At 29.1% G+C, this 21,539-nt stretch carries 22 protein-coding genes and 2 pseudogenes; 23 read left to right on the top strand and 1 reads right to left on the bottom strand.

Annotated elements, in window-relative coordinates:
- The 23 genes and pseudogenes from BM384_RS06790 to BM384_RS06685 form a co-directional block, all read left to right on the top strand.
- A partial coding sequence (locus tag BM384_RS06790; protein ID WP_139232024.1) for a zinc ribbon domain-containing protein occupies positions 1-119 on the top strand: 119 nt, incomplete at its 5' end.
- Between the two features lie 157 nt (positions 120-276).
- Positions 277-978: a MerR family transcriptional regulator gene (locus BM384_RS06785; RefSeq protein ID WP_242945962.1), complete on the top strand. Its 702-nt coding sequence runs from the start codon at positions 277-279 to the stop codon at positions 976-978.
- A 214-nt stretch (positions 979-1,192) separates the two neighbouring features.
- On the top strand, positions 1,193-1,318 hold the full coding sequence (locus BM384_RS18480; protein ID WP_278280895.1) for a hypothetical protein: 126 nt from the start codon (positions 1,193-1,195) through the stop codon (positions 1,316-1,318).
- Positions 1,319-1,326: 8 nt separating this feature from the next.
- Positions 1,327-1,647: a TipAS antibiotic-recognition domain-containing protein gene (locus BM384_RS06780; RefSeq protein WP_090012351.1), complete on the top strand. Its 321-nt coding sequence runs from the start codon at positions 1,327-1,329 to the stop codon at positions 1,645-1,647.
- 78 nt (positions 1,648-1,725) lie between these two features.
- Positions 1,726-2,016, top strand: a complete 291-nt coding sequence (locus BM384_RS06775) for a hypothetical protein (RefSeq protein WP_090012349.1) — start codon at positions 1,726-1,728, stop codon at positions 2,014-2,016.
- Positions 2,017-2,105: 89 nt separating this feature from the next.
- Positions 2,106-2,711, top strand: a complete 606-nt coding sequence (plsY, locus tag BM384_RS06770; RefSeq protein WP_090012348.1) for a glycerol-3-phosphate 1-O-acyltransferase PlsY — start codon at positions 2,106-2,108, stop codon at positions 2,709-2,711.
- 124 nt (positions 2,712-2,835) lie between these two features.
- A complete protein-coding gene (locus BM384_RS06765) occupies positions 2,836-3,249 on the top strand; it encodes a hypothetical protein (protein WP_090012346.1) in 414 nt (137 codons plus the stop codon).
- A gap of 513 nt (positions 3,250-3,762) precedes the next feature.
- A complete protein-coding gene (locus tag BM384_RS06760; RefSeq protein WP_090012344.1) occupies positions 3,763-5,634 on the top strand; it encodes a C1 family peptidase in 1,872 nt (623 codons plus the stop codon).
- 178 nt (positions 5,635-5,812) lie between these two features.
- Complete coding sequence (locus BM384_RS06755) at positions 5,813-6,739, top strand: CobW family GTP-binding protein (RefSeq protein WP_090012342.1); 927 nt, start codon at positions 5,813-5,815, stop codon at positions 6,737-6,739.
- 12 nt (positions 6,740-6,751) lie between these two features.
- Positions 6,752-8,338, top strand: a complete 1,587-nt coding sequence (locus BM384_RS06750) for a permease (protein ID WP_090012340.1) — start codon at positions 6,752-6,754, stop codon at positions 8,336-8,338.
- 15 nt (positions 8,339-8,353) lie between these two features.
- Complete coding sequence (locus BM384_RS06745; protein WP_090012339.1) at positions 8,354-9,094, top strand: TIGR03943 family putative permease subunit; 741 nt, start codon at positions 8,354-8,356, stop codon at positions 9,092-9,094.
- Positions 9,095-9,148: 54 nt separating this feature from the next.
- A complete protein-coding gene (locus BM384_RS06740; protein ID WP_090012337.1) occupies positions 9,149-12,415 on the top strand; it encodes a DEAD/DEAH box helicase in 3,267 nt (1,088 codons plus the stop codon).
- A 392-nt stretch (positions 12,416-12,807) separates the two neighbouring features.
- On the top strand, positions 12,808-13,071 hold the full coding sequence (locus BM384_RS06735; protein WP_090012336.1) for a phage holin family protein: 264 nt from the start codon (positions 12,808-12,810) through the stop codon (positions 13,069-13,071).
- 151 nt (positions 13,072-13,222) lie between these two features.
- Positions 13,223-13,474 (top strand): phage holin family protein, encoded by a 252-nt coding sequence (locus tag BM384_RS06730; RefSeq protein WP_090012335.1) that lies wholly within the window; start codon positions 13,223-13,225, stop codon positions 13,472-13,474.
- 281 nt (positions 13,475-13,755) lie between these two features.
- On the top strand, positions 13,756-13,899 hold the full coding sequence (locus BM384_RS06725) for a YezD family protein (protein WP_090012333.1): 144 nt from the start codon (positions 13,756-13,758) through the stop codon (positions 13,897-13,899).
- A 90-nt stretch (positions 13,900-13,989) separates the two neighbouring features.
- The gene (locus BM384_RS06720; protein ID WP_090012332.1) at positions 13,990-15,471 is read left to right on the top strand and encodes a nitrogenase component 1; all 1,482 of its coding nucleotides are present in this window, start codon (positions 13,990-13,992) and stop codon (positions 15,469-15,471) included.
- Positions 15,456-16,787: a nitrogenase component 1 gene (locus BM384_RS06715; protein ID WP_090012330.1), complete on the top strand. Its 1,332-nt coding sequence runs from the start codon at positions 15,456-15,458 to the stop codon at positions 16,785-16,787. Before BM384_RS06720 ends, BM384_RS06715 begins: the two co-directional genes overlap by 16 nt.
- Positions 16,788-16,814: 27 nt before the next feature.
- Positions 16,815-17,672, top strand: coding sequence for a nitrogenase iron protein (gene nifH, locus BM384_RS06710; protein WP_090012327.1), 858 nt, complete (start codon positions 16,815-16,817; stop codon positions 17,670-17,672).
- Positions 17,673-17,693: 21 nt separating this feature from the next.
- A complete protein-coding gene (locus BM384_RS06705) occupies positions 17,694-18,473 on the top strand; it encodes a methionine ABC transporter ATP-binding protein (protein WP_090012326.1) in 780 nt (259 codons plus the stop codon).
- Positions 18,470-19,145, top strand: a pseudogene (locus BM384_RS06700) (methionine ABC transporter permease). The gene BM384_RS06705 and the pseudogene BM384_RS06700 overlap by 4 nt, the downstream one beginning before the upstream one ends.
- Before the next feature lie 17 nt (positions 19,146-19,162).
- Positions 19,163-19,969 (top strand): MetQ/NlpA family ABC transporter substrate-binding protein, encoded by an 807-nt coding sequence (locus BM384_RS06695; protein ID WP_090012324.1) that lies wholly within the window; start codon positions 19,163-19,165, stop codon positions 19,967-19,969.
- Positions 19,970-19,986: 17 nt separating this feature from the next.
- Positions 19,987-20,325 (top strand): NifB/NifX family molybdenum-iron cluster-binding protein, encoded by a 339-nt coding sequence (locus tag BM384_RS06690; RefSeq protein ID WP_090012323.1) that lies wholly within the window; start codon positions 19,987-19,989, stop codon positions 20,323-20,325.
- 12 nt (positions 20,326-20,337) lie between these two features.
- Positions 20,338-21,261 (top strand): radical SAM protein, encoded by a 924-nt coding sequence (locus BM384_RS06685; protein ID WP_090012321.1) that lies wholly within the window; start codon positions 20,338-20,340, stop codon positions 21,259-21,261.
- Between the two features lie 121 nt (positions 21,262-21,382).
- Here BM384_RS06685 and BM384_RS17290 read toward each other — a convergent pair.
- Positions 21,383-21,539, bottom strand: a pseudogene (locus tag BM384_RS17290) (IS110 family transposase); the annotation flags it as partial.

Here is a 21,539-nt window from a genome sequence, read left to right as displayed (position 1 = left end):
GATCTATTAAAAGAGATTTAAAACTTAAAGATAGAACATATAAATGCTCATGTGGTCTAAGTATAAATAGAGATTACAATGCAAGTATTAATCTTAGTAGATACGAATTAGCAATTTAATCACTATCAAGATATTGTTAATATGTAGGGTGCGTTGTACCCGAATTTACGCCTTTGGACTGTCATATCAAATGAAAGTAGTATATGAATTTATTCATTACAAAATCAGACAGGTTGAATAAGGAATCAAACAAGCTTTATAAAGTTTTATAAGGTTTTGGCAACGGTAAGTGTTAGAATGCTTCATTATTATGATGAAATAGGACTTTTTAAGTCATCTAGTAAGAGTGAAGCAGGTTATAGATTATATGATGATAATGATTTAAAAGAGTTAAAGGAAATACTTTTCTTTAAAGAACTTGAAGTGCCACTAAAAGAAATCAAAAGAATAATGGATAGTCCATATTTTGATAAGATAAAGACTTTGAAGGAGCAAAAGAAATTATTAAGCCTAAAACGAGACAGATTAAATGGAATTATTGAATCTTTAGATAAGACAATAAGAGGTGAAAATAATATGAGTTTTAAAGAATTTGATATGACAGAATATTATAAGGTTTTAGAAGAGTATAGAGATTCTAACAAAGAAAATATTATTAAAACCTTTGGAAGCATTGAAAAGTTTGATGATTTTATTGAATATATAAAAAATAATGAGGAAAAGATAGCCCTAAACACAGTAAAAGCTTATGGAAGTACTGAAAAATATGCAAAAGAAGTGAGGAAAGTTTTAAACAATAAAAAATTTAACAATATGAGTAACGGCTTTAAAAAGTTTTGGGATGATTGTTTTAGCAGAAAAAATGAAAGTCTTGATTTATATTTTAGAGAGTTATCTAAAAATAAAAAGAACAAAGTGGCTGACGCCACGCTTTTCAGTGCAGGAAGCAGCTTTGTTTTGCCATGCAAAAGGTTCTAAAAGTAAAATAATTTCATACCAAAATACAATTTAATTATTTTGCTTTTAGGTTCTTTTGTGGCCTACAATTATTTTTTAATGCATCTCACAACTTCCATAGGAGAAAGCCAGTCAAAATCAGTGTTTAACATCAAAAAAATTTTATACATTCATATGCATTAAAAAAGCTCATAGTTTAGAACTTCAGGAAATAGCGAAAAATTTAACTGAAAAGGTGAAAAAAGATTATGAGATTTTTGCAGATAAAAAGGGACAGGATTATTGGTATCATACTATTAATAGTTTTAAAAGTGATGTAAAAATTATTAAAAATATAGATAAACTTTATGGAAAGGTGTAGCAAATTTTATATATGAAGTATTTAGTATCTATTTAAAAGAAAAAAAGCCAAAGCTTGATATTCTCTATGAAGCTTTAGCTTCTCATTTAGGGGAAGACCCTTATTCTAAGGAAGTTCAAAGTATAGTAAAAGAAATTGAAAAAGTTACTAAAGAAAATAATGAATTTATGAAGGGTAAAGTAGAAGTTAATTATAAAGTAATGCTTTCAAATATTGGTGATATTTATATTAAGTCAGGGGAGACTAATAATAGCAAATTTGATAGAGACTATGGAAAAGGTGCTTCAGTGTTTATAGGAAAAGCCTTAAAGGCACATGCAAGTAGATAGAAAATCATTTTGCTTTGAATATATAAGTGAAATTAGAGAAATAATAATATATATTATTAACTAATGAAGGGAAAAAATATGATGTATGAAGATATAGTAAAAGCAAGAAATATTTTATCATCTGTAAGCAGCACTGATGAAGATAAAAGATTAGACGAAAAAAGAGATAAAGTAGCTACAGAATTAATGCTTAATATTGAAGGAGATACTAATGAAAAATACTGTGAAGATTTTAAAGCAGGCTTTGAAGAAGGGGTATTATATGTAATCCAAAATGCAATAGAAAATAACCTTGATAATGATACTATAAGCAAGATTTCAAATTGTCCTTTAAGCAAAATAGAAAGCTTTAAGGAGGTACTTTGGTAAGAACTTGAAAATTTAATTGTACTTTGGATAATTTTTTTGTATAATGAATAGTATTGGAGTGAAAAAATTATTAATTAAAGGTGGAAATAATGACAATTTTAATTTTAAGTATTATTATATCTTTCTTATGTGGGTCAATCCCAACTGGATATATAATAATGAAAAAGTTTTATGGAATTGATATTAGAACAAAAGGTAGTGGAAATATTGGTTCAACAAATGTTAAAAGAATTGCTGGAGTAAAGGCATCTATTGGTACTCAAGCAGGAGATGTTATTAAGGGGCTTGTACCAGTTACAATAGCATATATACTTTCTTATAAAGTTAGTCTTCCTGTATCTACAGATGTTTATTTATGTTTGGTAGCAATAGCAGCAGTACTTGGACATGACTATACACCTTTTTTAGGTTTTAATGGAGGAAAAGGAGTTAATACAACTTTAGGAGCATTCTTTCTATTATCACCATTTTCAATAGCTTTAGGGGTTATAGTTTATTTTGGTTTAAAGAAAGCTACTGATATAGTGTCTATAAGATCTTTAGCTTTAGGAGTTACTATTCCTGTAACTTGTTCTATATTCCATAGACCTATGTCTGTTATAATTACAAGTACTTTTGCTAGTATTTTGATGATTTATAGACATAAAGAAAATATTAAAAGACTTGCTCATAAAGAGGAATTAAAAAGAGGTTAATATACTTAAGCATTTAGAGCTACATTTAAATTTTAAAAATTTAGATGTAGCTCTTTAATTTTGGCTGTATTATGAATAAAAGTGATAAAGATAGGTAATTATTTAACCAAATAATTGTTTTGGGGTGGTAATTTTATGTTCGGATAATTACAGTGAAATTTTAGAAAAAATCAAATTATTAAGTAATGCAGCAAAAAGAAAATTAATTATAGATATAAGTTTACTAATTAATATAAATTCTTATAAATATTCAACCTTGAGAACAGCAAAAGAATTAAATATCTCAGTAAGTACTGCTTTTATCTGGCGTCATAAGATTTTAGACGCTATTAGAGAACACTACAAATGCAGCAGTTTATCTTCAAAAATAGAATGTGATGAAACTTTCTTTCAAGAATCTTTTAAAGGAAATCATTCAAAAGATGGATTTGTTATGCCAAGAAAAACTCATAAAAGAGGTGGAGAAGCTAAACTTAGAGATATTTCAAAGGAAAAGTACCTGCCCTTGATGAATCTAAAAATCTTTATATTGCACTAATAACCATGGGTAAGCCATCTTCAAGTGATCTGATTAGAAGTTTAGGAAAAATATTAAAGCCAAAAAGTTTGCTTATAACTGATAGTCTTTTTAGTTATAAAATTTTATCATCTTATTGTAAGTTGAACCATGTTGCAATTCTAAGTGAAAAACATGGTTTTAAGAATTATAATATTCAAAAAGTAAATAGCCTTCGTAGTAATTTAAAAAGATTTATTTCAAAATACAGCCTTAATTTTTACTACATTAATATTAGAAAAATCGTAAAACAATATTTGACAGTTGTAACAAACTATAAGAATAATCTACAAAATTCAACTAGACCATTAAGGAAAATTTAAATAGATAGGGATAAAACTTGCGTTTCTCATTCTTGAAAAGCTTTACCATAAAAACACAAGAAAATATTGATAAAGTTTTACAAATATGCTATCTTATATAAGAAAAAGAAATATTTTGCCATGGTTTATATTATTTTTTTATTTATTAGTATTAAATGGGGGGATACATACAATGAAGAGAAAATTTATAACATTTATTCTAGTTCTTTCTATGGCAGTTCCTTTTGGAATACCTTTTGAAGTGAAAGCAGAAACTACTGTAGATGAAGAAGGGCATGTCTTAACAGACATTGTAAAAACAGAGGAGGATTTAGAATGGGAAAGAGAAAATATTATATTTGATGAGGATCTAGAATTAAATGAGCTAGGTAAAGAAAGAGTTCTTGAAGATAGTATTTCAAATGAAGGTTCTATAAAAAGATTATCTAAAGCTAAGGTATCTACAAATTCAATAGCTTCTACTACAGCAGCTCAAAGTACTACTCTACCAAGTGCAGTAGATAATTCAACTTTATCAGCTTTTCCAGGTATAGGTGATCAAGGTACTTTTGGTTCATGTACATCCTTTGCATCAACTTATTATAATATGACTCATGTAGTAAATTTAATTACTGGAAGAAGCGGAAAAGATCTTAATAATGTCTTTTCTCCTAAATGGACTTATAATGCAGTAAATAATGGAGATTACACAAAGGGTAGCTCAATAGGTTCCAATTTTGCCATTATAAGTTCAGTTGGAGCATTATCTTGGAGTGATTTTCCATATAGTAGTGATACTACTAACCCAAGTAATTATAGAGAGTGGGAAAATTCCTTTACTTCTGCTTTAAAAGCACAAAGATATAGTACAGGCGTAATGCATGGAATTACTGTTGGAGGTACAGGTGCTTATATAACAAATAATAAAGACAGTGATTTAACTGCAATTAAGACTGCATTAAGTAATGGATACCTTTTAAACTTTGATACACGTATGGATGAACTTAAATTTACTACTGTAAAGAATGATACAAGTACATCAGTAGATAATGCATATGTAGGACAACAAATATGTGAATGGAGAAATGGAACACAAGGTAGTAATCATGCTTTAACTGTAGTTGGATATAATGATAATCTATGGACTGATATTAATGGAGATGGAGTTGTTCAAGCTGCAGAAAAAGGAGCTTTAAAAATTGCTAACTCATGGGGAACTGATTATAAGAATGATGGTTTCTTCTGGATTGCATATGATGCATTAAACGGAGTTTCACAGGTTCAAAACTTACCAGCAGAATGTTCAAAACACAGACAATTCTCTGATGGAGGTAGTTATATATGGATAGAGCCTGAAATTAAAGACAGTGTAAAAACTTATGCTAAATTCACATTAAGAGGAGCCTATAGAAATCAAGTAAAAGTAGTAATAACAGCTACTAATAAAACAACAGGAAGTTCTTATAGTTATTATTCAGCTTTATTAAATAACAATGGTGGGGAGTTTAACTTTAATGGAGAGAGCGGAGAATGTTATGGATATTTTGTAGTTGACCTTGATAAGGTTAAATATGGAATAACACCTTCAGAAATTAAAGATTATAACTGGACATTAAAAGTCACAGATAATAAGGCCGATGGCAATCCAACAAAAGTAGTATTATATCAAATAGTTGATGAAGTAAATAATAGAACATATTCTAATGCAGCATATCCTTCTGGTATAGATAAAAGTACTATAGAATTAATTAATTCACCAATAATAATTAATTCATATACAGGAACAAATTCAAATGCAGCTCCAAATAACACTGTTAAAGGTGTAGGAAAAGTAGGACAAGCTCTTAGATTTAATGCTACAGCTTCTGGTGGAAATAGTGCATTAAAATATCAATATAATATTACATGTAGATCACCAAGACCTGAAATTAATTCTGCAGAAAGTTCAGTTGGTTCATATACTTGGACTCCTACTGAAGCAGGAATTTATTCAGTAAATGTAATTGCCAAAGATACTTCAGGAAATACACAAAGAGAAACTTTATATTATACAATTACTCAATAATTACAGTATACTTAAGAGCATCTATGTATTTAGGTGCTCTTAATTTTTGCGTATTCCTCTACATTCAGTAAATTCTTTAATTACATATTTATTATTTACAAAAGTTAAAGTTTTTAAGTGATGAAACAAAGAACATTTGAATATATTTTAAATATTGTTACTTTTAGGGAGGGATTTTATGCAAGTTGATATAGTATCAGGTTTTTTAGGAGCAGGTAAAACTACACTTATTAAAAAGATTTTAGATAGCAATTTAAAAGAAGAAAAAATAGTTGTTATTGAAAATGAATTTGGTGAAGTTTCTATTGATGGAAGAATATTAGAAAGGTATGGCATTAATATTAAAGAAATAAATTCTGGATGTATTTGTTGCAGTCTTACTAAGGATTTTAAAGAAAGCTTAAAGGATATTAAAAAGCTTTTTAATCCAGATAGAATTATTATAGAACCTTCAGGGGTGGCTAAGCTTTCTGATGTTATAAAGAGTATAAGTGAAGTTAGAGAAGTTAAAATAAACAATATTATTACTGTAATAGATGCTTTGAATTTTGAAAATTATTTAGAAAACTTTGATGAATTTTACGTAAACCAAATCAAAAGTGCCAGATTAGTATTTATTAATGATAGAGGAAGAAATGATAAAAGTCTTTTAAATAGTACTGAATTAAAGGTTAAGGAATTAAATAAGAGATGTGAAGTAGTAACTCTTCCTATAGATAATATTGATATAAGAGAAATTTTAAAGCCTAAAGAAGAAAAGCAAAGATTTACTCGTCCTTCATTTAAAACAGGAAAAATACATAAAGAAGAAGTTAAACATGAACACCATCATAGCTCAGAATTTTCAAATATATCTATTGAAACTAATAAAATTTTTACTGAAGACAATCTTAAAAAAATATTTATTACAAAGGTGCAGTCAGGTGGTTTTGGAAATGTTCTAAGAGCAAAGGGTATGGTTGAGCTTGAAAGTAAAAAGTGGATAGAATTTCACTATACTCCTGGCATGTTTAATATCTACAAGGCAGAACCACAGAAAAAAGGAATTGTTGTTTTTATTGGAGATGTTATAGATAAAGAAGAAATCAAATCACTTTTTAGTTAGGAATTGATAAGTATGAGGATTAAGGTTGATGTAATTTTAGGGTTTTTAGGCTCAGGAAAAACAAGTTTATTAAATGACTTTTTAAATAGTGGGGAAATTAAAGAAGAAAATATTGTTATTGTTCAATTTGAAAATGGAAATTCAAAAGTTTCTATAAATAGTAATGTATCTATTGTAAAAAGAAATATAAAGGAGGGGATAGATGATCTCTGCCTAAAAAGTATTTATAAAGACTACATGCCAGATAGAATAATAATTGAATATAACGGTATGGGAGATACAGATGAGTTTTTGAAATTTACAGAAAGCAAATATTTTAATAAGCTTTTTATCTTAAGAAGAGTAATAGATGTTATAGATGCTAATAAGTTTAATCTTTATATAATGAATATGCGAGATAGATTTTTGTCACATATTATAAATAGCAATGTAGTGATTATTAATAATTGTGCTTCTCATAAAGAGTCAGAAGTAAAGGAAATTGAGGCCTTTGTAAAACATAATAATTATAATATTAAAGAATTTAAGTTTAAGGAAAGAAAAGATGCTGAAAAGGCAGTGCTTAAAAGGAAGCTATGTTTAAATAGCATTAATGAAAGGGTTAGCTTTAAGGAGATTATTAGCACTTTACTTACTGTATGTTTTTTACTAGGAATATTGTGTTTTTGTGTTTTTCTAAACTTTACTGGAAAAACAAATAATTATATCTCTCTATTTAATAAATTTAAGACAAGCTTCATTGCTATTACTTTAGAATCCTTTCCTTTTATATTAATAGGTTCCTTTATTGCAGCTATAATACAGATTTTTATACCTGATACATGGATATATAAAATTCTTAGAAGAAATAAGCTTGTATCTTCTATAAGTGGAGCACTTTTAGGTGTAGTTTTTCCTATATGTGATTGTGGAACTATTCCTTTGGCCTTTGGTCTTTTAAATAAGCAGGTTCCCTTAAATGCTGTTGTTGCCTTTATGCTTGCTTCACCTATAGTCAATCCAATATCCATAATATCCACCATGTATGCCTTTTCCGATAATAAGAGTATGATGTTTTATAGGGTTGGAATTGGAGTATTTGTAGCTATAGTAGTTTCCTTAATATTATCTAGTTATAAAAGAGAGGACATAGTACTTAATAATTATTCTGCTGTGTGTGACTGTAGTCTTTGTAGTGAAGAATTTAAAAACTTAGAGTTTAGAGAAAAATTAAAAGGTGTATTTATAGGAACTGGAGATGAGTTTATAAGGGTTTCAAAGTATATGATTATAGCAGCAATTTTAGGAAGTATTTTTCAGCTTATAGATGCTAGCACTTTAGCTGAATCCTTAAAAGAAGGAAAGATAACTTACATTTTATTTATGATGGCCTTAGCTTTTTTACTTTCCCTTTGTTCAACTTCAGATGCCTTTGTTGCAAAGGGTTTTATGAATATAGTACCTTATAGCTCAGTACTTGGATTTCTTGTATTTGGGCCTATGATAGATATGAAAAATGTTATTATGCTTACAGGATATTTTAAGAAGAATTTCATTGTTAAATATGTAGCCTCTGTATTTATAGTATCCTTAATTATACTTTTGCTTATTCCAGTATAAATAGGAGGTGGATTCATGAATATTAATAAAGAAAATTTAATTAAAATTATTATACTATCAGGATTTACTTTCTTCTTTGTAAGTTTAATTAAGTCTAAGGAGATTTTACACTTCATACATCCAAGACTTCTTCTGCCTATTAAATTTAGCATAGTATTAATGATTATTACATGTATAGTATATTTTTTTACTATGGGAAAAACAGATAGAAGACCTATTAATTATAAAAGCTATAGAATATTCATTATTCCCTTACTTATTATCCTTATTGCAAATATAGGAGGAGACTTTGAAGGCTCAGAGCATGAACATAATCATGAGCATAATCACAGTCATCCTATAGTTACAGAGGAGGGGGCAGATATATTAAATAAAGTAGAAATATGTGAAGAGGGAATAATTGAATTAAATAATGACAATTATTTTAATATACTTCAGGAGATAAGCAGTAATTTTGAAAAGTATGAAGGAAGGAAAATTTCTTTAGAAGGTTTTGTATATAAAAATGAAGATTTTCAAAATAAGGAGTTTGTATGTGGAAGATACTTGATGGTTTGCTGTGCTTCTGATATGCAAATTGTAGGATTTTTATGTAAAGATAATAGTAATAAAGTTTATAATAGTGATAGCTGGGTAAAGGTTACAGGTACCCTTAAGAAAAATGAAGATCCTTCATCTTCTGATTCAAAGTATATAGAAGTTGAAAGTTCTGAAAATATAAAAGCACCAAAGGAACAATATATATACGCAAGATAATTTTATGTTATAATGAGTAGTAAAATTAACGAAAAAAAGATGGTGAAAGATTTTATGATAAAACATGCCTTGATGGAGGGCTATAATAAAAGCACAAGAGGTAATAATTTAAGAAAAGGCGAAAGAATATTAAACAATGAGCTAATTTCTGATATAGAGCAAACTCTAAATGGGGATAAAATTGAAATATTAAGTAGTGTTATTTCAGAAAATTTATTTAATCTATATTCTTGTAAAATAGATATTGATAAAAGTTTAAAGGAAGTATTATATTCAAGTTGCAGCTGCTTAGATTTTGAAAAAAATAATGCAAGAAGTAAAAAGCCTTATGCTTGCAAACATATTTCAGCAACCTTTTTAAAATTTCTTCAAAACTTAGAAGAAGATCCAGGTCTTAAAGAAGCTCTTAAGTTAGATGAAGGTAAAAAGGAACTAGTAAAGGCTACAGAAAAGTCAATTTTAGATTTCTTATTATCATCTGAAGAAAGTTATAAAGATGAGTTAAAGTTTGAAGTAATATTAAATAAAATATCCTGGACAGGAAAAATATCAGCTGAGTTTAAAATTGGTCTTAAGGGAAAAAGAAGTAATAGGCTATATTCCCTAAAGGACATCGATAGCTTTTTAGTAGCTTACTACAATAAGATTCCTGTAAAGTACGGAAAGGAGTTTACCTTTGATATAAAAACACAAAAGCTGTCTTCAGAGGATAAGGAGCTTATTAAGTTTATAGAATTATTAAAGGATATTGACCTGTCAGGTTCATCTTTTAAGAGAGTTGAGCAAAAGCTTGTATCAGGTAAATCTATTACTATTCCTAAGGCCTTACTTAGAGAATTTTTACACATAGTTAAAAACCATAGAATTTACCTAGGTGATGGTTTTTATTCAAGACAAATTGAAACAGAAGTAATTGAAAAAAATATCCCTATTCCTTTTAATCTTAAAGAAATAGGAGAAATGATGAAGCTTGAAGCACCAAATGGTATTCCAGAATTTTTAGGAGAATGTGATAATGTATTTTTATACGATACAATAATTTATATACCACCACAATCTCAAGTAGAAAAAATTACACCTTATATAGAAGCTTTTAATCATTCTAATAGTATTTTCTTTACTAAAGCTGAGGAAGAAAGGGTTTTAAGAAAGCTTATACCTTCAATTCAAAGAGTTTCAGATGATTTAATTATTTCTAATAGCATAAGTAACAAAATTGTATCTGCCCCAGTAAGTTTTAAGTTTTATTTTGATAAGGATGATGAAATTTATTTAAAGCTTATGGTTTGCTATGATAAATATGAATTTAATTACTTTGATGATTTTAATGAAAAGATAATTTACAGAGATTCCATAAAGGAAAATGAAGTTATAGAGCTTTTAAGAACCCTTGGCTTTGAAGCTGTTAAAAAGAACTTTATGTTTTTTAAAAGTGAAGAATACATATTTGAATTCTTCAAAAGTGATGTTTTAAAGCTTCAAGAAATAGGTGAAGTATTTTACTCTGATAACTTTACAGGTATAAAGAGCTTAAATTCTAGTTCTTTTAAAGGTGAGGTAAGAGCAGGAAAGTATGATTACTTTGATTTTAAATTTAAGATATCAGATTTAAGTCCTGAGGAAACATATGATATATTAACTGCTTTTAGGGATAATAGAAAATATTATAGACTAAAAAATGGTGAATTCTTAGACTTAGAAGAAATAGAGCTTAAAAAGTTTTTAAAGCTTTTAGATTCTTTAGAAGAAGGCTCTGAAATTAATAATAATACTATAGAGATAAATAAGGCTAAGGGGGTATACCTAGAGGATTATCTTGAAGAAGAGGATATTAAGTATGTTAAGGGAAGAAGAGGATTAAAATCCTTAAAAAATTCCTTAGTTAAGTTAAAGCATAAAGATTTTCCACTTCCAGAGATTAATGCAAAGCTTAGAAGCTATCAAAAAGATGGATATGTATGGCTTAAGACCTTAGACTTTCTTGGTTTTGGAGGAATACTAGGAGATGAAATGGGACTTGGTAAAACCCTTCAAACTATTACTTTTTTAGCATCGAATAAGGGTAAAAAGGCTATAATTATTGCTCCAACTTCCTTAGTGTATAACTGGAAAAGTGAATTTTTAAAGTTTGCACCTAATGTAAAAACTGCAGTTTTAAATGGAACTCCAACTGAAAGAGAGTATATTATAAATAATTATGAAGAATATGATGTACTTATTACTACTTATAATTTATTAAAGAGAGATATGAATCTTTATGAAAATATAGAGTTTGATTACTGCATTATTGATGAAGCTCAAAATATCAAAAATGCTAATTCTCAAAATGCTAAGATGTGCAAGGCTATAAAGGCTTCAAGAAAATTTGCCTTAACCGGTACTCCTTTAGAAAACTCTTTAATGGAGCTTTGGTCTATTTTTGATTTTATAATGCCAGGATATCTTTATGATGAGAAGAAGTTTACTACAAGATATCATAGAAGACTTAATGAGGATGAAGTTATTATAAAAGAAGTAACAAGAATGATTAAGCCATTTATAATGAGAAGATATAAAAAGGATGTTATATTAGAACTTCCTGATAAAATAGAGAAAAAACTTATAGTTCCAATGACTGAAGAACAAAAAGAGGTATATGGAACCTATGCTAAATATGCTAAAGATCTTATAGAAAAGAAGGTTCAAGATAATGAATTTAAGAAGAGTAAAATAGAGATTTTAGCCTTTATAACTAAGCTTAGACAGATATGTATTGATCCATCTGTAACTATGGAAAACTATGCAGGAGGAAGTGGTAAAATAGAAGCCCTTCTTGATTTAGTGAGCCAAAGTATTTCAGAAGGACATAAGATATTAGTATTTTCTCAATTTACTTCAGTACTTAAAAATATAGCTAAGGAATTTAAAATGAATGACATAACTTATAGCTATTTAGATGGTCAAACACCTTCAAAGCTGCGTGGAAAGCTTGTTGAAGATTTTAATAATGACGAAAATACTTCTGTATTTTTAATTTCTCTAAAAGCAGGAGGAACAGGTTTAAATCTTACAAGTGCAGATGTAGTTATACATTTTGATCCTTGGTGGAATCCAGCAGTTGAAGACCAGGCTACAGATAGAGCTCATAGAATTGGTCAAAAGAATGTAGTTGAAGTTATTAAGATGATTTCTGAAGGAACTATAGAAGAAAGAATAGTAGATCTTCAAGAAGAGAAAAAAGAACTTATTGAAAAAGTAGTTGGAGAAGGGGTAGAGCTTGATACTAAATTTGATACCTTCTCAGATAAAGATATTTTATCTTTATTTAATAAAAATTTATAAAAGATGCTTTACAAAATAATGTAAAAGGTGTATTATATAAGCAAGACAAAGAGGTCTGAAAGTTAGTTATTTTACTTTCAGACCTCTTTTATTTTATAAATTAAGAGGAAACATACATAACCCTAAAAGACTAAGATTTGTTTTAACTCAAATATTCTAACCCTTCCTCTTAGTTTATACGAAAATAAGCTTACTTCACTTTATAAAAATATAAAGTTTTAATAAACTTACGTTTGTAAGATTTAAGCCCCTGAAAGACCATAGTGCCCCCCAAGTACTATGGTCTTTTCCCATGATTAACTTTTTGTTAAGACATTTATATATGTTACATATTTCTTGAAATTTACATATTATATTTTGAAAGGAAAATATATTAAGGGAGGTATGATGATATGGAGAATATTATGAGTTATATTAACAGTGATGCACTTGTATTGATTCCAGTTCTCTGTATCTTAGGACTTATTATAAAACAAACAGGATTTATTAAGATTAAATATATTCCTGTTATACTATTAGCTTTTGGGATAGTTCTTGGAGTCTTAGTTGTAAGCTTTGATATCCAAGGTGTTATAAATGGAATTCTAGTTACAGGTGTGTCAGTCTATGTAGATAAGTTTGTGTGTAAGCAAAAAGATAATAAAAAAAATAAATAATTAGTTATTTATTGGTTTATACCAGCAGAAGGTTACTGTTGAGATAAACCTTTTTTTAATGAAAATGAAAGTAAAAATAGAAGTATAAGAGTTATAAAAGCTTCTACTCTTATGTATAATAATATATAAATTATATTTAGGAGCTTTGATAATGGATGAAATTTTATCATATGTTACAGAACAGGCAATTATACTTATCCCTGTATTATATATTTTAGGGATGATATTAAAGGGAACTGAAAAGTTTAATGACAAGTATATTCCAATTGCACTTTTACCTATAGGTATTATTTTTTCAATTTGGATGATGGGTTTATCAGTAAATACTGTTATTCAAGGAATATTAGTTACAGGTGCTGCTGTATATGTAAATCAACTTATTAAACAGGGGAAAAAACAATAGATATTTAAGATCCTGCTCACAAGAACTGTATTTTTCAGCTTTTGTGGGCTTTTTTGCTATATAATCTAAACTGAAAGTCAATAATATTCTGGATAATTATCATGGTTTCAGTAAACTTTTAGTGTTAAAGATGTAAAGATTTCATTATTTGTGGAAAAAAATTATAAAATTTCAAAAAAGAAGTTGACAAATATAAAAGAGGCGTATATACTAAAAAGCATACAAATATTATATGATTAATAAGACATGAAAAACAGCTTATTCTATAGGGAGGGATAAAGTTGAAAAAGGATGTATTAAATGGTAACAACATAGAAATTTTAAAAGATATTCTATCAAATATTAAATATGGTACTGTAACTTTAGTGATTCAGGATAATGTTTTAATACAGATAGATAAAAATGAAAAAATAAGACTTAAATAAGGATAAGTTATATCTGACTGGAAAACCAGAGGACATACTTCAAAAATTGAAGTGTGTCCTTTTTGTCTTTAAAAGAAAGGAGAAGTGTAGATGGGAAAAATAAATTTAAATGAATGTAGTGTTCCTATTAGGGAAAAAAGACTTGGCTCTATTACTAGATTTCAAGGTAATGCAGCAACTTTAGTTGAGAAATCTCATTCATGTAAACTGAAAGATTGTGCAGGAGGTTTTTCACAGTGTAAGGCTTGTAATGCTACCTTTGCTTTTTGTCAATTATCCATGATAAGTGACGTAGCTATTGTAAATCATGCACCTATTGGATGTGCTGGAGATTTCTTTTGTTTTAATTTTACCTATAGAGTTGAACAAGCAAAAAGAAATCTTCCTCCAAGAATAGGTCGATATTTTAGCACTGGTATTGAGGAAAAAGATACGGTTTTTGGAGCTATAAAAAAATTAGAAGCAACAGTTAAAGAAGCATATGAAAGAGTGAAACCAAAAGCCATATTCATAACTACATCTTGTGCTTCAGGAATTATTGGTGAGGATATAGAACAAGTAGCAGAAAGTTTAAGCAATGAATTAGGTATTCCAGTAATATCTTGTTCTTGTGAAGGTTTTAGATCAAAAGTTTGGACAACAGGATTTGATGCAGCTTATCATTCAGTTTTAAGAAAAATTGTAAAGCCACCTAAAAAGAAAAGTAAAAAAGTTAATATAGTTAACTTCTGGGGAAGTCATATTTTTGAAAAATTATTAGAAAGACTTGGATATGAAGCTCAGTATATAATGCCTTTTTCTACCATTGAAGATTTGGAGAAAATTTCTGAAGCAGCAGCAACTATTCATATTTGTCCTTCACTAAGTACATATATGGGTGCAGCTTTAGAGCAGGAGTTTAAAGTTCCAGAAATAAAAGTACCTCCAGCTTATGGTGTAAAGGGAACTAATATATGGCTTAAAGAACTTGGAAGAGTATTAAATAGAGAGGATGAAGTAGAAAAAATAATTAAGGAAGGTCACGAGAAAGTTGAACCTCTTATTAAAAAGTATAGAGAAAAGTTTAAAGGTAAAAGAGCCTATGTAACAAGTGGACCAGCACATGGACAAGCTATAATAGCTCTTCTTAGAGAATTAGGATTTGAAATAGCTGGTACCTCAACTTTTCACCATGATCCTATCTATGATAATAAGTGTGAAAGCTTAGATGTGTTAAAACAAGATATTGATAATTATGGTGATATAAAAAATTATACTGTATGTAATAAACAGGCTTATATACTTGTAAATTCATTGATAAGAACTAAACCTGACATAATGATTGCAAGACATGATGGTATGACATTATGGGGTGCAAAACTTGGAATACCAAGTCTATTAATAGGAGATGAGCAGTTAGGTTTTGGTTATGAAGGAATTATTAATTATGCAGAAAGAATTGAAGAAACACTAGATAGTATTGAATTTGTAGCTAATTTATCTAAACATAGTTCAATGCCATACTCAAAGTGGTGGATAAATCAAGGGCCTGAAGCTTATTTAGGAGGGGATGAAAAATGCCAAAATTCATAGAACAACCAAGATTCTCATGTGCTTTAGGTGCTATGCAGAGTGTTGTGGCAATTAAAAAAGGAGTACCTATTTTACATTCTGGGCCAGGATGTGGTACTAAAATAACAAAATTAATTGGACAGGGTGAAGGATATGCGGGAGGAAGTAGTATTCCTTGTAGCAATACAGAAGAAAAAGATGTAGTTTTTGGTGGAGAAAAAAGGCTAAAGGAAGTAATTGATGGTTCCTTGAAGGTTCTTGATGGTGATTTATATGTGGTTTTAACAGGATGTACTTCAGCTATTGTAGGAGATGATGTTGGTGGTGTTGTTTCAGAATATCAAGAAAATGATGTGCCAATAGTTTATGTTGAAGGTGGAGGATTTAAAAGTAATAACTATGTAAGTCATAGCAAGGTAGTTAATGCCATCATTGATCAATATGTTGATAAGTTCAAGGAAAATACTGAAGTAGAAGAAGGATTAGTTAATCTCTTTGCTACAGTACCCTATCAAGATCCTTATTGGAATGGAAACCTTGAAGAACTTAAAAAGCTTTTAGAAGCTATAGGTTTAAAGGTAAATGTACTTTTTGGAAATGAATCAAAAGGTGTAGAGGAGTGGAAGAGAATACCTAATGCTCAATTTAATATTCTTGTAAATACCTGGGCAGGCTTAGATATTGTTAAACACTTAGAAAGAAAGTATAAAACTCCATATATTCATTTTCCATACCTACCTATTGGAGGAATTGAGACTTCTAGATTTCTTAGAAAAGTTGCTGAAAAGGCAGGGTTAGATAAAACTAAAGTGGAGAATTTTATTCAAAAGGAAGAGGTTAAATATTATTCTCATATAGAAAAAACGGCAGATTTTATGCTGGAGTTTAGATATGGTATACCAAGAAGATTTTATAGTATAGCAGATGCTACTTATGCATTAGGTTTTAGTAGATTTCTACTTAATGAATTAGGAATAATACCAGCTAAACAATTTATAGTTGATAACACACCTGAAAAATATATAGATAATATTAAAAGTAATTTTGAAAATATTTCTGAGTTTAAGAAAAGAGATGTAGAAGTTATTTTTAATCCAGATGCTGGCTTTAATGCAGCTGAAATTGAAAAAGATTTTAATCTAAATAAAGATAAAAGAACTTTAATTTTAGGAAGTGGATGGGATAAAGATTTAGCAGAAAGAATAAAGGCTGATCTTTTAATAATAAGTGTACCAGTTACCTATAGGTTAATTTTAAACTGCGGTTATGCAGGTTATAGTGGAGGCCTAAGGGCAATTGAAGATATATATGACAGAGTACTTGGGACATACAGATAAATTTTAATAGAAAAGGGGATTTTAATTATGGCAGAAAAAAAGATAAGACAAGTTGCAATATATGGTAAAGGAGGAATTGGAAAATCTACAACTACTCAAAACTTAACAGCTGGACTTTCTGAATTAGGTAAAAAAATCATGGTAGTGGGATGTGATCCTAAGGCTGATTCTACAAGATTATTGTTAAATGGGTTAGCTCAAAAAACTGTACTTGATACTTTAAGAGAAGAAGGAGAAGACATAGAATTAGATGCTATTATGAAAACTGGACTAAATGGAATAAAATGCGTTGAATCAGGCGGTCCAGAACCAGGAGTTGGATGTGCAGGACGTGGAATTATTACTTCTATAAGTATGCTTGAAAATCTAGGTGCTTATACTGATGATCTTGATTATGTATTTTACGATGTTTTAGGAGATGTTGTCTGCGGTGGATTTGCAATGCCTATAAGAGAAGGAAAGGCAAAGGAAATTTATATTGTAGCTTCAGGGGAAATGATGGCTTTATATGCAGCTAATAATATCTGCAAAGGTATTAAAAAATATGCATTAAAAGGTGGAGTAAGACTTGGAGGAATCATTTGTAATTCAAGAAATGTTGATAGAGAAATTGAACTTTTAAGAGCTTTTGCTAAAGAACTTGGTACTCAGCTTATATACTTTGTTCCTAGAAATAATGTAGTTCAAAGAGCAGAAATTAGAAAGAAAACTGTTATAGATTACGCTCCTGAAAATGCACAGGCAGAAGAATATAGACAGTTAGCTAAAGCTATTGATGAAAATACTAACTTTGTTATTCCTAAACCAATGACTCAGGAAAGACTTGAAGAAATACTTTTTGAGTATGGTTTAATGGATGAAATAGAAGATAATTACTCAATTTAAGGAAATTAGGGAGCAATATTTATGATAAAAATTAAAGGCTTAAAAAAATCTTTCAATAGCAAAAATGAAAGAGTAACAGTATTAAAAGGTATTGATTTGGAAATTCAAGACGGAGATTTATTTGGAATTGTAGGATTCAGTGGAGCAGGAAAATCAACACTTATAAGATGTCTAAATGCTCTTGAAAAGGCTGATGAAGGGAAAATATTAATTAATGATCAAGATATAACAAAACTTAATAAAAATTCTCTAAGAACTGCTAGAAAGAAGATTGGCATGATTTTTCAACAATTTAATCTTTTTGATTCTAAAACTGTTTATGAAAATATTGCCTTCCCATTAGAAATTTCTGGTATCAGCAAGGAAGAAATAAAGATAAGAGTAGATGAAATTTTAGATCTTGTAGGCTTAAAAGATAAAGCTAATTTTTATCCATTACAGTTAAGTGGTGGTCAAAAACAGAGAGTTGGAATTGCAAGAGCACTTTCAATAAAACCAGATGTACTTTTAAGTGATGAAGCTACATCTGCTCTTGATCCTGAAACTACATATTCCATATTAGAACTTCTAAAAGATATTAATAAGAAATTTAATATAACAATTATTTTAATAACTCATGAACTAGAGGTGTTAAAGTATGCTGCAAATAATATGGCAGTATTAGAAGATGGAAAAATTGTTGAAAAAGGCAGTACAGAAAGTTTGTTTTTAAATCCTAAAAGTGAAACTTTAAAGAAATTTATAAACATTTCAGACAGTTTTTCTAGAAATAAAAAGTTTATAGGTGGTGAAGGAATATGAGTGATGAATTATTTAGGCTTCTTTTAAATGCATCATTAGAAACTTTATATTTTATATATGGTTATTATTTCATCAATCATTGCTTCATTAATAGGAATTCCACTAGGAATTTTACTAGTAGTAACAGATAAAAATGGAATTTGTCCATTAGTTAAAGTTAATAAGCTTATTTCAGGTTTGATAAACATTGTAAGATCCATGCCTGAAATGATTCTAATAATTGTTCTTTTACCTTTAGCAAAGTTTTTAACTGGCAGCAGTTTAGGAGCAAATGCAGCTATTGTTTCTATATCAATTGGCTCTGCTCCTTTAATTGCAAGGGTTATTGAAAATAGTTTAAAGGAAATTGAAGATGGAAAAATAGAGGCAGCTGAAGCTATGGGGGCAGGGAACTTTGAAATAATAACAAAGGTTTTAATCCCTGAAACCCTTCCTTCAATTATTAGAGGGATAACTATATCAGTAATTGGAATTGTAGGCTTTACTGCTATGGCTGGTGCAATTGGTGCTGGGGGCCTCGGCAGCCTTGCAATAAGATATGGTTATCAAAGATTTAGGACAGATGTACTTATTGGAACAGTTTTTGTTTTATTAATTATAGTACAGGCAATTCAGCTATTAGGTGATCTAATGGCTAGATGCATTAATAAAAAAAGATATAAATTTGAATAGTAAAGGCGGGGATTAAAATGAAGAAAAGAATATTTATGTTGTTTGTAGTACTAATTTTTTCCACAGGAGTATTAGCAGCATGCACTAAAAGCAATAATTCATCAAGTAAAACCTTAAAGATTGGGGCTTCAATTAGTCCCCATACTGAAATTCTTGAACATATTAAACCAGCTCTTAAGGAAAAAGGAGTTGATTTGGAGATTATTAGTTTTGATAGTGATGATGAATTGAATCCAGCTTTAGATGAAAAACAAATAGATGCAAATTACTTTCAACATATTCCATATTTAGAATCGGTATCAAAAGAAAAAGGTTATGATTTTAAATCAGCAGGTAAAATTCACATTGAACCAATAGGTTTATATTCAAATTATATCACTTCATTAGATGATTTAAAGGATGGAGATAAAATAGGTATTCCTAATAATTCATCCAATGAATATAGGGCACTTAAGCTTTTAGAGGATAATGGAATTATTAAGCTAAAGAGTGGATTAGATGATTATAGTGCTACTCCAAGTGATATTATAGATAATCCTAAGAATTTAAAAATTATTGAAATTGATGCAGCTGTACTTCCAAGGAGTCTTGATTCTTTAACAACAGCAGTAATCAATACTAACTATGTTATTTCAGCAGGAATAGATACTAATTCTGCAATTGTTATAGAAAGCAGTGATTCACCTTATGCAAATATTGTGGCAGTTAGAAGTGGTGATGAAGAAAGGGAAGATATAAAGATTCTTATTGATGAATTAAAATCTGAAGATGTTAAAGAATTTATAAAAGATAAATACGGAAAAGCTGTAATACCAGCATTTTAAAAAGGAGAGATCTTATTATGTCATACAGAGTAGCTTTTGTTTCAACTGATGGAAAGGTAGTTAATGCTCACTTTGGTAAAGCTACTAAGTTCCATATAGTTGAAGTTAATGATAGTGATTATAAATATATTGAAAGCAGGGACAACATACCTGCATGTAACAATTTTGAACATTCAGAAGGCAGTATGCAGGCTGCTATTAATAACATAAATGACTGCAAGGCTGTTTTTGCATTAAAAATAGGAAGGGGAGCCTCTATTGCTTTAAAAGAAAACAATATTGAACCTATAGAGGCACCTTACTTCATTACAGATATATTAGAAAAACTTATTAAATCAAAGGTTAAATTATTTTAGGGGGTATAAGTCATGGGAGGAATAACATTAATTAAAGATCCAAAAAACTTAAAACATCATAAAGATACAAATTTTAAGCATTTATCAAAAGTTCATCCTTGCCTTGGAGGGGAAGCTCACTTTAAATATGGAAGAATTCACCTTCCTGTAAGTCCAACTTGTAATATACAGTGCAAATTCTGTAAAAGAGGCTTTAATAAATCAGAAATTAGACCTGGAGTAAGTTCTCTTTTACTTAAACCAGAAGAAACTGTAGAAACAGTTAGAAAGGCACTTAAACTTTGTCCTGAAATAAAGGTTGCAGGTATTGCAGGACCTGGAGATACTTTAGCAACAGATTATGCTATAAGAACTTTTGAATTATTAAAAGAAGAATTCCCAGAGCTTGTATTCTGCTTAAGCACTAATGGTTTAAAGCTTTATGAAAAAGCTGAAAGAATTGCAAAGGCTGGAGTTAAGACTTTAACAGTAACAGTTAATGCTATTGATCCAGATATTCAAAAGAATATTATTTCTTTTATTATAGATGAAAATTGTAAAAAACTAGAAGGGAGAGAAGCGGCTGAAAAGTTAATAGAAGCTCAGCTTAAAGGTATAAAAAGAGTAAGTGAATTAGGCGTAATAGTTAAAATAAATAGTGTTTTAATTCCTGGAGTTAATGATGAGCATATTCCAGAAGTAGCAAGAGTTACTAAGGAGCTTGGAGCATCTATTTTAAATATAATACCTCTTATTCCTCAAAATGAAATGGCTCATTTTGAAGCACCAAGCTGTGAACTTCTTGAAGAGGTAAGAGTGAAAGCTGGTGAGTATCTAGATGTATTTAGACACTGCAAACACTGCCGTGCAGATGCCTGCGGTATTCCTGGCAAAGGACAAGATCTTCACAAATTATTATATGACAAAGAAGTTGTTGAAACTTTTTCACACGGCTAAAAGCAAAATTAAGACCAGCTAATAATAGTCAAGTAAATTTTAAAAAATAATATTTTTTAAAAAAGGGTATAGCAAACAAACCATTTGTAAAACACGAATAGTTACAAAAAATGTAAATCAATTAAGCGGCACTATTTTGAGAAGTATTTTCTAAAAACATTTGTTTATGTATTTTAGGATTTCGTAACTCAAATGGAGTTTGGTTTCGAAGTACTGCAAAGATATAATTTATTAATTTGTGCATTATAGCAACTAAAGCAACTTTAGCTTTTTTGCCT

Origin of the sequence: Clostridium sp. DSM 8431 (assembly GCF_900116755.1) — a bacterium.
Taxonomy (GTDB): Bacteria; Bacillota; Clostridia; order Clostridiales; family Clostridiaceae; genus Clostridium.
This window is presented reverse-complemented; position numbering and strand designations above follow the sequence as displayed.